The organism is Clostridium peptidivorans (assembly GCF_900205925.1).
GTDB classification, from domain to species: domain Bacteria; phylum Bacillota; class Clostridia; order Clostridiales; family Clostridiaceae; genus Clostridium_AK; species Clostridium_AK peptidivorans.
Map to the genome: position 1 here is coordinate 62,183 of NZ_OAOD01000006.1, position 13,369 is coordinate 75,551.

A 13,369-nucleotide genomic window follows, 5' to 3' on the forward strand; every position below is an offset into this window, starting at 1 on the left:
CGCATATGAAAATACCTGTAATTATAGACACAGATCCAGGAATAGATGATGCTTTAGCACTATTTTTAGCATTTTCATCAGAAAAGTTAGATATAAGAGCTATAACTTCTGTAGGAGGTAATATACCTTTAGGAAAGACTACTAAAAATTCTATAGACCTTGTAAGTTACATAGGAGCTAACACAAAAGTAGCTAAGGGGGCAGAAGGCCCTATTTTAAGAGAACTTCACACTGCAGAGTATGTACATGGAGAAACTGGACTTCATTCTGTGGTTTTACCTGAAGGAAATATAAAACTTTATGAAAAAAGTGCTTGGGATACTATATACGAAGAAGCTATAAAGTGTGAGGGGAGGCTTAATATAATAGCCATAGGACCTCTTACCAATATTGCAATAGCTTTAATGAAGTATCCAGATTTAAAGCATAAAATTGAAAAGATAACTCTTATGGGAGGAGCTTGTTATATAGGAAACACTACTCCAGCAGCAGAATTTAATATATATGTGGATGCAGAAGCAGCAGATATAGTATTTAAATCAGGAATACCAGTAATCATGGTAGGACTTGATGCAACTCATAAGGCATTAGTCTTAGAAAAAGACATAGAGTATATAACTGAAGGTAAAAGTAAGATTTCTGAAACTATAAGGCAATTCTTTAATTGTTGTTCAATAATATGCAAACTCTATGGTTTAGAGGGAGCAATAGTTCATGATGCTTTAGCAGTAGCATCGGTTATTAATCCTAATATTATCGAAAAGCATAAGTATTATGTTGCAGTAGAAACAAAGGGTGAGCTTACTTACGGAAAAACTGTAGTTGATATTTATAATGTTACTAAAAAGGAAGCTAATGCAGAAGTTGCTATGGATGTAGATAGAGAGGGATTTGTAGAAATGCTTAGGGGGATGATTAAGGCATATGAATAGGGTTCAGTCTTGGGATATGATTTTAAAAGATGCTAATATAATTGATGGCGAAGGGAATATATATAGGGCAAAAACCATTTACGTTAAAGATGGAAAGATACAAAAAATATTAGATCAATATGAATATGGATTTGGTGAAATAATAGAGTGTGAAAATTATTTTGTAACACCAGGCTTTGTAAATTTACATTCTCATGTATCTATGAACATACTAAAGGGACTAGCGGAGGACGTAAATATAAACGATTGGTTTAATGAGGAAATCTTTCCTTATGAAAGTAAGTTAACCCCTATGGATGTATATTATGGAGCCTTGCTAGGCATAAGTGAAATGATAGATAATGGAGTAACCTCTTTTGCAGACCATTACTTCTTTGCAGATAAGATATGTGATGCAGTTATAGAAAGTGGAATAAGAGGAGATATAGCTCCTACAATCTTTGGACTATCGGATAATTTTGAAGAGGATTTAGAAGATGCAGCATCACTTATAGAAAAAAAAAGAAATCAAAGTACTAGATTAAGCTTAAGGATGGGTCCTCATGCACCATATACTTGTCCAAATGAAAAACTTAAAAAAATTGTTCAAAGGGCAAAGGAGCTAAATGTAGGAATTCATATTCATCTTTCGGAAACCTCAGGGCAAGTAGAAGAAAGTTTAAAATCTTATGGAAAAACTCCTTTTGAAAGATTAAATGAAATAGGAGGGTTTGATATTCCTTTAATAATTGCTCATGGATTATGGATTAAGAAAGAGGATTTGAACTATATAAATGATAAAACTTACTTTGCGGTATGTCCTAAAACTTATATGAAACTAGGTATGGGTCATGGAAGCTTATGGAGTAATTACGACAAGCTTCCACTTTGTATAGGAACAGATGGAGCAGCAAGCTCAAATACATTAAATCCATTAGAACAGTTAAGGTTATTTGCACTCATAGGAAAGGCTGAAGGTAATTCGGAAAACTTCAAACTTAAAAATATGTGGGAAATGTTAATGAGAGGACATAAGGCTTTAAATTTTAATACAGGAAATATTAAAGAAGGGTATGATGCAGATTTACTTATCTGGGATTTGAATATGCCAAACACATACCCTATATACAATCCTTTAGCATCTATAATTTACAGTAGTGAAAGTAAAAATATTTTACATTCCATAGTGGAAGGTAAATTTGTGAAAAGAGATGGGAAAGTAGTATTTAAAAACACTCCTTTATGGAAGGAAATAGAGAGAACTTCTAAGGAAATTTTAAAAAAGGGAAAAGGGGCAAATAAAATAAGTTATTAGGGAGGATTAGTATGAAAAAGGCTTGGAAAATGGAACATGAATTAATGAATAATGCTGTACCTGTTGTATTAAGTGATGAGGAGCAAACTTGGGAAACAGGAGCGCAAGAGATGGAAAATCATATAGAGCTTTCTACAAAGCTTGTTTGGAAGAGTAATGTGCCAGGTTCTTTTGCGCCTGAAAGAGTAATAATAGGTGCAATTCAATCCATGGAAAGTATGGGATACAATGTGGAAGAAGCAGAGGCTCTAATTCCTCTTGGACTTAAGGCATTAGAAGAAAACAATATAATTGAATTAAGTAAGATAACTGCTAGAGTTTATTATGAATTAAATAATGCAAAAAAAGACTTAGCTTCACCTTACTTTAAATATAAAATATATTCCTCTTGGGAGGATTATAAAAAATCTATAACTTTTTCTGAATATGATAAATGTGATATATATGCAGAGAGCTTTGAAGAAAAAATTCATGCTGCTTGGATAGCTCAAATATGTGGCGGTGCATTAGGAACAGCTATTGAAGGATATACTTCAGAAAATATAGAGAGAACCTTTGGTAATGTAATAAATTATGTTAGAAAGCCAAATACTTATAATGATGATATAACTTATGAATTAGCATTTTTAAAGGCATTTGATCAAAAAGGATATAATGTAACTTCAATAGATATAGCAGAAGAATGGGTAGGGCTTATTCCTACAGGATGGTCAGCAGAAGATATTGCTTTAAAAAATATTCAAAGAGGAATATATCCTCCTGAGAGTGGAGAGCTTAACAACTATTATCGTGAATGGATAGGTGCTCAGATGAGAGGAGCTATTTGTGGAATGGTGGCTCCTGGTAATCCAGAGGAAGCTGCAAGACTTGCTTGGATTGATGGTGTTATTTCTCATCACAATAATGGAGTAATAGGAGAAATATTTAATGCTGTACTTGTATCACTTGCTTTTGTAGAAAATGACGTGAAAGTTATACTTGATAAGACTATAAATATGATTCCTAAGGATTCAGAATATTATTCAGTAATAGATTTTGCATATAATCAATGTAAGTCAAATGGCAATTGGAAAGAAGCATGGAAGGCGTGCGAAGAAAGGTTTAAGATGTATAATTGGATTCATGCGTATCCAAATGCAGCAGCAGAAGTAGTTGCTCTTTACTTTGGAGGAAATGATTTTGATAAAACCATGAATATAATTTCCATGGCGGGACAAGATGTTGATTGCAATGCAGCTCAAATAGCAGGTGTTTATGGTGCAATTTATGGATTTAAGGGAATTGATAAAAAGTGGATAGACCCGATTGGTGATGATTTAATAACTTATGTTAGAGGGATGAAACATTTAAAGATAAGTGAATTATCTAAGTGGACAGTTCAAGCTTTAAGGAGAGCCAATAAGGGAGAATAAAAATGGGTGTTACTATAAAGGATATAGCTAAAGAAGCAAAGGTATCTATTGCTACTGTATCAAGGGTTATAAATAACAAAGAGGATGGTGTAGGCAAGGATACAAGAGAAAATATACTAAAGATAATGGAAAAGCATAATTATGTACCTAGTAGCTTAGCAAGGGGAATGGTTACAAAAAAGACACATATAATAGGTCTTATATTACCAGATATAAACAATCCCTTTTTTCCTGGAATAGTAAGAGGAGCAGAGGATGCTGCAAGTAAATATGGATATAACATTATACTTTGTAATACAGATGATAAGGAAGAAAAAGAAATAGAACATATACAAATTTTAAAAGAAAAGTCTGTAGATGGAGTAATATATACAAGTACTCTTGAAGATAAAGGAGAAAATATAGATTTATTTAAAAAGTACAAAATACCTTTTGTATCTATGGATAGAAATCGACCTTTAGATGAAGTTCCTTTTATATCTACTGACGGTGAAATGGGAATGTATAAGGTAGTAGAATACTTAATCCAAAATGGGCATACACAAATAGCTTATATATCAGGTAAAAAGGGTATGTATGCAGAATATAAAAGACTTAGAGGTTATAAGAAAGCCTTAAGTAAATATAACATCCCTATAGCTCCGGAACTTATAAAATACGGAGATTACAAAATCAGTGGTGGAATAAAGTGTATGGAAGAGCTTTTAGAAGAAAACTTAAAGTTTACAGCAGTGGCCTCAGAAAATGATTTAATGGCAATAGGCGCCTTAGAAGTCTTAAATAATAGAGGAATAAAAGTTCCTGATGAAATATCTGTTACAGGATTTGATAATATATTTTTGACTAAAGTAACATTTCCAAAGATAACTACTGTAGCTCAGCCAACTTATGAAATGGGGTATAATGCTGTAGAGTTACTTCTTAAGATAATAAATAAAGAAGAGCTTCTATGCCAAGAAATTATATTGAACACTAATTTAATAATAAGAAATTCAGTTGCAAAATTATAAGTTGCCTTTTATGGCAACTTTTTATTTTTAATAGTAAAAATACTTATTTGGTAATTGAATGCAAAATAAGAATTATTTAAATATGATTCCTTAATCTTAAAGTATAAAAACTTTGTTGAAGAACAAGCTAATAATAAGTTTTGTTATAAGGAAGCATCTCAATGAATTGAGATATACTGATTTATTTTATAACAAAATTATAAATTTCTATAATAATGCAAGGAAGTGATTCATTAAATGAATAAAAAAGATACCAAAAAATTAAGTCTTAAAGCACTTGTATTAATGATTTTTACATCTGTATTTGGATTTGCAAATATGCCAAGATCTTATTATTTAATGGGATATGGAGCAATTATCTGGTATATATTTGCTGCATTTGCGTTTTTTATTCCATTTGCATTTATGATGGCGGAATATGGATCGGCTTTTGAAAGAGAAAAAGGAGGAATTTATTCATGGATGAGTAAATCTGTGGGACCAAAGTTTGCTTTTGTAGGAACATTTATGTGGTATGCTTCTTATATCGTATGGATGGTTAATATATCATCAAGTATATGGATACCTTTTTCCACAGCTATATTTGGAGATGATAGAACAGCTACATGGGCGGCATTTGGATTAAATTCAACTCAACTTATAGGTGTATTAGGTATAATATGGGTAATATTAGTGACTCGTATTGCATCTAAGGGTGTAGAGCAAATAACTAAAATAACTTCCATAGGAGGTACTGCAGTAGCAGCACTTAATGTAGTTTTGATTGTAGGTGCAGTTTTAATTTTTATAGCAAATGGAGGGAGACTTGCGCAGCCACTTCAAGGAGGAATAGCATTTATAAGTTCCCCCAATCCTGGATATCAAACTACCATATCTTCCTTAGGGTTTTTAGTATTTGCTATATTTAGTTATGGTGGTATAGAAGTTGTAGGAGGTTTAGTTGATGAAACGGAAAATGCAAGGGTTAATTTTCCAAAGGGAATAACTTTAGCTGCTATAGTAATTTCCATAGGATATTCACTAGGAATATTTTTATGTGGAGTATTTACTAACTGGCAAAGTGTATTATCCTCTAATAGAATTCATATGGGAAATGTAGCATATATATTAATGAAAAACTTTGGATATGAGTTTGGAAGAGCTTTTGGACTTGGGGAAGTTATATCAGTTCAACTTGGGATATGGGTAGCAAGGTTTGTAGGTTTATCAATGTTTTTAGCTTTAACAGGAGCATTCTTTGCACTTGCTTATTCACCACTAAAACAGCTTATTGATGGAACTCCGCATGGGCTTTGGACTCCGAAGATTGAAGAAACAAAAGATAATATACCAGTAAATGCTATGTGGGTTCAATGTGCTATTGTAGTAGCTATGATTGCCTTAGTATCCTTTGGTGGAGCAGGAGCATCTAAGTTTTTTTCAAGACTCATACTTATGACAAATGTAGCGATGACATTGCCGTACATGTTTTTATCAGTAGCATTTCCTGCCTTTAAGAAGAATAGTAATATAAAAAAGCCTTTTGAATTTTTTAAAAGCTATTCAATAGCATTTTTAGCAGCGGCTCTTGTCACACTAACTGTAGGATTTGCAAATTTATTTACTATAATAGAACCAACCGTAATGAAAGGGGATTACATATCAACTATATGGATGATTGTAGGACCAGTAGTATTTATTATAACAGCTCTTATAATCTATTGGAGATATGAAAGAAAAGTTCAAAATAAAAAAACCACATAAATTTAAACAATAATTAGTATATAATAAATGATAATTAATATATAATAAATAATAATTTTAGAGGAAAGTCCTCTTTAGAGGGCTTTCTCACATTAATTATCAACTATAATCTATTATTTATATAAATAGGAGATGATAAAATGATAAATGAAGAAAGATTAGTTAATAAATTTTTTGAATATGTTAAAATTGATAGCGAAAGTTTTAATGAAAAGGAAATGGCAGAAACTCTTATAAAAGAGATGAATGAATTAGGAATGAAAGTTCAAACAGATACTGCAGGAGAAAGTATAGGATCAAATGCAAATAATGTATATGGATATTTAGATGGAGACCTAAACATAGAACCAATACTATTTTGTGCTCATATGGATACGGTAAAGCCTGGTAAGGGTATAAAACCTGTAATTAAAGATGAGGTTATATATAGCAGTGGAGATACAATACTTGCAGGTGATGATAAGGCAGGTGTTTCATCAATTTTAGAAGCTATAAGAACTATAAAGGACAAAAATTTATCTCATGGCCCAATAGAAGTAGTATTTACCATATTAGAAGAAGAAGGACTTTATGGATCTAAAGGTGTAGAATATGAAAAATTAGCCTCTAAAAAAGGGTTTATAGTGGATAGTTCAAAGGAAGTAGGAGCTGCAATTACCAAGGCACCAGCAGAAAGTCAAATTACAGTTAAAATAAAGGGAAAGTCATCTCATGCAGGAGTGGAACCTGAAAATGGAATAAGTGCCATTCAAGTGGCTGCAGATGCAATTTCAAATATGAAGCTTCTTAGAATAGATGAGGAAACTACTGCAAATATTGGTGTTATAACTGGAGGAGAAGCAACGAATGTTGTGTGTCCTTATGTGGAGATCAAGGCAGAAGCTAGAAGCTTAAATATGGATAAACTAAATGCTCAAATTGAACATATGAAAGAGTGTTTTGAAAAGGCTTCAGAAAAATTTGGAGCTGAGGTTGATGTACAAAGTGAATTGAGCTATAAAAATTACGTTATAAATGAAGATGATGAAATACTAGAGATAATGAAAGAAGCTTGTGATAAAATAGGAGTAACCTTTAAATCAGAATCAACGGGTGGAGGCAGTGATGTAAATGTGTTTTCATCTAAAGGAATAAAGACAGTAAATTTAGGTACTGGAATGTCCAAGGACCATACAACAGAGGAATATATAAAAATAAGAGATTTAGTAAATACCAGCAAATTACTTCTTCAAATAATGCTTAGAGATAATAAGGTTATATCAGATGGAAATTAAATTATAATTGAAAGTTAAAATAAGGGGATAGGGGTGTATATATTCTTGATTAAAATAAGTCAGTGGTTTGAATATATAAGTTTAAAGTTTGGGATGCTCGGAATAGTCCCTAAGTTCCTACTTACGTTGGGTATAGCCGCAATGCTATATTCTTTTAATAGAGTTATATTAAAGAAAGTTGATGAGACTAATTGGAAGTCAACGAAAATACTAACTACCAAAAAAGTCATTTCTAATATTTTAAGGATTACTTTTATACTGATTTTAATCCCTATATGGATATATGAAACAAAGGATATACTGACATTTTTAGGACTATTTTCAGCAGGACTGGCATTTGCATTAAAGGATTTAGTATCTAGCTTTTTAGGATGGATAATTATAAATTCTCATAAGCCCTTTGCTTTAGGTGACAGAATTAAAGTTGGAGATAGTATAGGAGATGTAATTGAGATAAATTGGTTTTATACAACTATAATAGAAGTAACTCAAACAAGTAATGCATATGGACAAAGTACAGGAAGACTTATTCATATACCTAATATAAAACTTTTGAATGCTGAGGTTATTAATGGAACAGGAAGTTTTCCATATAGCTGGAATGAAATCGAAATAAAACTTTCTTTAGATAGCAATTGGGAGAAGGCAAAGGAAATAATACTTGATAAGGCTAAAGATATTCTTGGAAATATGGAAGAGGAAGTAAGAGAAGCTTTAGATATGGCAGCTAAAACTCAACCGATTTATTATCAAAATCTTTCCCATACGGTGTATACTTCCCTATGCGAAGGCAAGATAATTCTTACATTAAGATTTATTTGTGGCTCTAGAAGTTTTAGGACTTTAGAACACAGTATAGTTGAGAATATACTTATTGAATTTAAAAAACACGAAGATATAAAACTTGTGTAGGTGAACATATGAATAAAGTTATAATGCATGTAGACATGGATGCGTTTTTTGCATCAGTTGAAGAATTAGACAATCCGAGTTTAAAGGGCAAACCTGTAATAGTAGGGGGAATTGGAGAAAGAGGAGTAGTTGCAACTTGCTCTTACGAAGCAAGAAAGTATGGAGTACATTCCGCCATGCCAATATTTATGGCAAGGAAAAAATGCCCCATGGGTATATATATTCCTACTAGGCATGAAAGATATAAGGAAATTTCTAATAAGGTATTTGATATACTTTATGAGCTCACATCTAAGGTTGAACCTGTATCCATTGATGAAGCTTATATAGATATATCAGATTTAAACATAAAGCCTATGGATGCTGTAGATTATATAAAATCTAGAGTTAAGAAAGAAGTAGGACTAACTATATCTATGGGAATTTCCTATAATAAATTTTTGGCAAAGCTTGGATCAGATTGGAATAAGCCAAATGGAATAATGATAATTACAAAGGATATGATTCCAAAGATTTTACTTCCTTTGCCTATTTCTAAAATTCATGGAATAGGCAAAAAGTCAAGAGATAAATTAAATAACATAGGAATTTATACTGTAGAAGATCTTTATAAATTACCTCAAGATTTTTTCTTTGAATACTTTGGTAAGTTTGGCATAGAAATTTATGAAAGAATACGTGGAATGGATAAAAGAGAAGTTGAAATCACTAGAGAAAGGAAGTCTATAGGTCGTGAAACTACTCTTAAAAGTGATATTAAAGATAAGGAAGAAATGAAAGGATATTTAAAGGAATTTTCAAGTGAAGTGTCTTGTTATCTAAAAAACAAGGAGTTGTTAGGAAAAACCGTAACAGTAAAAATTAAAACCTCATCCTTTGAAAACCACACAAAAAGCAAAACATTGTTAAATTATATTGATAGCGAAGAAGATATATTTAAAGTCTCTTGCGAAATATTAGATACAATAGTATTTGAAGATAGCATAAGGCTTATTGGACTTACAGTATCTTCCCTTAGTGATAATAGCATAAGGCAGATATCTTTTTTCGGTAGCCAGTAATTGGCTACCAGTGAATTTATGGTTTTGTCTAGCCTTTATTTTTAATAGCTAATATTTGAACTCAATAACTTCTCCTCTTTTACTAATCTTAGCAATATTGGTTTTATCATTTTTAACTTTGTTATAAAACTTCTGTGGCATAGAATAATCATCCCAAAAGTGCATTGGTATAAATAAATTAGGACGCACTTTTCTTATGAAATATTCTCCTCCTATGTGGGAAAATTCTTCAAGTCTTGGGTCTGTAGGGAAAAAGGCTATATTTATATTCTCCTCAGCTATCTTCCACACTTCCTTTTTAAAATTTAGTTCCATAGTCTCTTGATTTTCTATACAAGTGTGCTTCCAGTGCCACCAATTTAAATCTCCAGCATGAAAAATAGTTAATCCATCCACGTCTATAAAAAAAGATACTCCAATATCTGTAGAACCAAAAGTTTTTATTTTAATTCCTTGAAAGATAAGCTCCTTATTAGCAAATATAAAATAATAATTGCTTTTATAATCACGTAAGGGAACATCGCAGCTCATAATATATTTAATATGGGGGTTTATGTTACTCCAACTAAAAATTACATCATTAAAATGATCATGATGAGCATGAGATACAAACACGTATATATTTTTTTTACTCTTAATTGAAGTAATATCTATAACTCCGTTTTCTAATGTTGCGTCTGAATTTTGAGGACGATTATTGTAATAATCAAATATTAAAAAGAAGTTTTTAGTTTCTACTGCAAATCCATCATGATATAAATAATGTATCTTAGCTTTACTCATATGAACACCCCTTATGAAATCATGCATATATATTTTAACAATATTTATTTCATTATGAAAGACAAAAATTTCCTTCAGTTTTTCACCCCCTCAAATTATAAAAAAATTTCGTATATATTTATGGGAGTATTCTTGAATAAAAGAGGTGGAGTTTTTTGCTTGAACAAGGAAGTTTGCTCGATAGAAAATATGAAGTTATTAAAATTATTGGACAAGGCGGAATGGGAAGAGTATATTTGTGTAAAAATATAAATTTGGATACTTTATGGGCAATAAAAGAAGTACCAAAGGAAGTAAAAAGTAATGTAAATTTTTTAGCAGAACCTAATATACTCAAAAAGCTAAAACATCCAGGTATTCCAAGGATTATAGATATATTTTATAAAAATGATAATTTGTACATGGTAGAAGATTATATAGAAGGTGAGAATTTAAAAGAATATGTTAAAAGAAAAGGAAGTTTAAATGCTGAAGAGATATGTAATATTGCATTAGAAATAGGGAAAATAGTAAGTTACTTACATAGCTTTAATCCTCCTATTATACATAGGGATTTAAAGCCTTCCAATATAATGATAACCCCAGAGGGGGAGGTAGCTTTAATAGATTTTGGGATTTCAAGAGTATATAAGCCAGGTCAAGAAAGTGATACTGTTTATATTGGATCAAAGGGATATGCAGCACCAGAACAATTTTATGGTACTGGACAATCCTCAGTGCAAACAGATATTTATGCTCTAGGTGCTGTAATGTATTTTATGCTTACTGGTAAGGCGCCGTCTACAGCATTGGAACCACTATATGATGAAAATTATGATAAAGATGTAAATATAGATATAAGGGAAATAATAAAAAGGGCAATGAAAATTAAAGCTGAAGAAAGACATAGCTCTATTGAGGAGATGAGGAAAGAAATTTCCAAGGTTTCAGAAATAGAAGCGACGATTTTAAGAACTAGATTATTTTTAAACAAGGATACTACTTCAAAATTAGCAAAAATGAAATCTATGCGCAAAAGTTTATTGATATTCTTCTTAATTATTATTTTAATTATTATAGGAACTTATAGTTTAGTATACAGCTATAAGGGAACAGAAGCTAATACAAAGGAAAATGTGGGTAATGTTAATAATATAAATGAAAGCCTTGATAAAAATATAGAAACAGTAGACTTAGAAGAAAGTAGCACCCCTACTATAGAAAACAATGATTCTCAAGAGAAGGTGGATGTCAAGACAGATGAAAAAAGTAATCAAAAAGATGACCACGATGATGATTATAAAAAGGATAAAAGTAAAGGAAAGGCTAAAGGTAAATCCAAGAAGTAAAAAAATTAAAAATTATTTTATATGGTTGAATGCAAAAGTATAAACAAAGTTACTTTTGCATTTATTATTTTAATGACAAATAATAATAAAAATAAAAAGCCAAAACGTTCGTAAAAAAATATTGACTTATAGTTCGTTATCTAGTAATATATAAAATTGTGGTTTGAAAAATTTTGCGTACTTTCGATAAAGTTATACAATTTACTACATAGAATTATAAGGAAAGAAGGGTAATTTGATGCAGAGTTCACAGAAGTTAAAGGGAAGTTTTTTAGATTCATATTTTGGATTAACTGAAAATGGTACTAATGTAAAAAGGGAAATTCTTGCAGGTATTACGACTTTTATGACAATGGCATATATATTGATAGTAAATCCAAACATACTAAAGGATGCAGGTATGGATTTTGGAGGAGTATTTACAGCAACTGCGCTAGCTACCATAGTATCAACGCTTATTATGGGACTTTATGCAAAGCTTCCATTTGCCCAAGCGCCAGGAATGGGACTTAATGCATTCTTTGCATATACTATAGTTATAGGAATGGGGCATACTTGGCAGTTTGCGTTAACTGCAGCTTTTTTAGAAGGAATTATATTTATAGCATTAACAGCATTTAATATAAGAGAAGCTATAATAAACTCAATACCTACAAATATAAAGAAATCAATTTCCGTTGGTATTGGACTTTTTATAGCATTTATAGGACTTGAAAATGCAGGCATAGTACTTCATCCAAAGGATGGAGGAACAATACTTGCACTTGGTAACATAACTTCTGGAACAGGATTACTTGCAATAATAGGGGTTATAGTAACAGGAGTGCTTTTGGCAAGAAACGTAAGTGGAGCATTACTTTTAGGAATCATAATTACTACACTTATAGGATTACCTATGGGAATAACAAAGCTTCCTACAGGAATAATAAGTGCACCTCCAAGTATAAGCCCTGTATTTATGAAATTTGAATGGAACCATATATTTACAGCGGATATGGCCATAGCGTTATTTACGTTATTATTTATGGACATGTTTGATACAGTGGGAACATTAGTTGGAGTATCAACAAAAGCAGGTATGTTAGATGAGAAGGGAAATGTTCCAAGAGCAAAGCAAGCATTATTATCAGATGCTATAGGAACTACATTAGGTGCATGCTTCGGTACAAGTACTGTAGCAACTTTCGTTGAAAGTGCATCAGGAGTTGCAGCAGGTGGAAGAACAGGTCTTACAGCAGTATCTACAGCAGGAATGTTTATAATAGCATTATTTTTATCACCATTATTTTTAATGATACCAGCAGCAGCTACAGCACCATCATTAATATTAGTTGGATTATTTATGCTATCACCTATAAAGGAAATAGACTTAGAGGATTTTAGTGAAGCTATTCCAGCTTTCTTAACAATAATTATAATGCCTTTAAGCTACAGTATTTCTGATGGTATAGTATTTGGAATAGTGTCTTATGTATTGTTAAAGTTACTGACAGGAAAGCAAAAAGATATAACAATAACAACATATATAATAGCAGCATTATTTGTATTAAAGTTCTTAATTTAAGAAATAGAAAATGTAAAAAGTCCCTTTGGGGAACTCATATTGTTGAAAAACCCTAT

Annotated in this window: 11 protein-coding genes; 10 read left to right on the forward strand and 1 reads right to left on the reverse strand. The window is 31.4% G+C overall.

Translation table 11 applies throughout. The annotated features are described in order from the left end of the window. The first annotated feature begins 5 nt into the window (after positions 1-5). From CRN98_RS07140 to CRN98_RS07175, 8 genes are all read left to right on the forward strand, one after another. On the forward strand, positions 6-932 hold the full coding sequence (locus CRN98_RS07140; RefSeq protein WP_097026741.1) for a nucleoside hydrolase: 927 nt from the start codon (positions 6-8) through the stop codon (positions 930-932). Then, complete coding sequence (locus tag CRN98_RS07145) at positions 925-2,226, forward strand: amidohydrolase family protein (protein ID WP_097026742.1); 1,302 nt, start codon at positions 925-927, stop codon at positions 2,224-2,226. Before CRN98_RS07140 ends, CRN98_RS07145 begins: the two co-directional genes overlap by 8 nt. Before the next feature lie 11 nt (positions 2,227-2,237). Then, complete coding sequence (locus CRN98_RS07150) at positions 2,238-3,638, forward strand: ADP-ribosylglycohydrolase family protein (RefSeq protein ID WP_097026743.1); 1,401 nt, start codon at positions 2,238-2,240, stop codon at positions 3,636-3,638. 2 nt (positions 3,639-3,640) lie between these two features. Beyond that, positions 3,641-4,648: a LacI family DNA-binding transcriptional regulator gene (locus CRN98_RS07155; RefSeq protein ID WP_097026744.1), complete on the forward strand. Its 1,008-nt coding sequence runs from the start codon at positions 3,641-3,643 to the stop codon at positions 4,646-4,648. Between the two features lie 237 nt (positions 4,649-4,885). Then, a complete protein-coding gene (gene yjeM, locus CRN98_RS07160; RefSeq protein WP_097026745.1) occupies positions 4,886-6,391 on the forward strand; it encodes a glutamate/gamma-aminobutyrate family transporter YjeM in 1,506 nt (501 codons plus the stop codon). A 140-nt stretch (positions 6,392-6,531) separates the two neighbouring features. Next, positions 6,532-7,665: a M20/M25/M40 family metallo-hydrolase gene (locus CRN98_RS07165; RefSeq protein ID WP_097026746.1), complete on the forward strand. Its 1,134-nt coding sequence runs from the start codon at positions 6,532-6,534 to the stop codon at positions 7,663-7,665. A gap of 45 nt (positions 7,666-7,710) precedes the next feature. Continuing rightward, the gene (locus CRN98_RS07170; protein WP_242960857.1) at positions 7,711-8,577 is read left to right on the forward strand and encodes a mechanosensitive ion channel family protein; all 867 of its coding nucleotides are present in this window, start codon (positions 7,711-7,713) and stop codon (positions 8,575-8,577) included. 8 nt (positions 8,578-8,585) lie between these two features. After that, entirely contained in the window at positions 8,586-9,638 is a 1,053-nt protein-coding gene (locus CRN98_RS07175; protein ID WP_097026747.1) for a DNA polymerase IV, read from the forward strand. Positions 9,639-9,686: 48 nt separating this feature from the next. Here CRN98_RS07175 and CRN98_RS07180 read toward each other — a convergent pair whose 3' ends face one another. Next, complete coding sequence (locus CRN98_RS07180; protein WP_097026748.1) at positions 9,687-10,421, reverse strand: MBL fold metallo-hydrolase; 735 nt, start codon at positions 10,419-10,421, stop codon at positions 9,687-9,689. Positions 10,422-10,576: 155 nt separating this feature from the next. Here CRN98_RS07180 and CRN98_RS07185 point away from each other — a divergent pair, with 155 nt between their 5' ends. Both CRN98_RS07185 and CRN98_RS07190 read left to right on the forward strand, forming a co-directional pair. Continuing rightward, a complete protein-coding gene (locus CRN98_RS07185) occupies positions 10,577-11,749 on the forward strand; it encodes a serine/threonine-protein kinase (RefSeq protein ID WP_097026749.1) in 1,173 nt (390 codons plus the stop codon). Positions 11,750-11,987: 238 nt separating this feature from the next. Next, positions 11,988-13,313 (forward strand): NCS2 family permease, encoded by a 1,326-nt coding sequence (locus CRN98_RS07190; RefSeq protein ID WP_097026750.1) that lies wholly within the window; start codon positions 11,988-11,990, stop codon positions 13,311-13,313. Positions 13,314-13,369 lie beyond the last annotated feature (56 nt).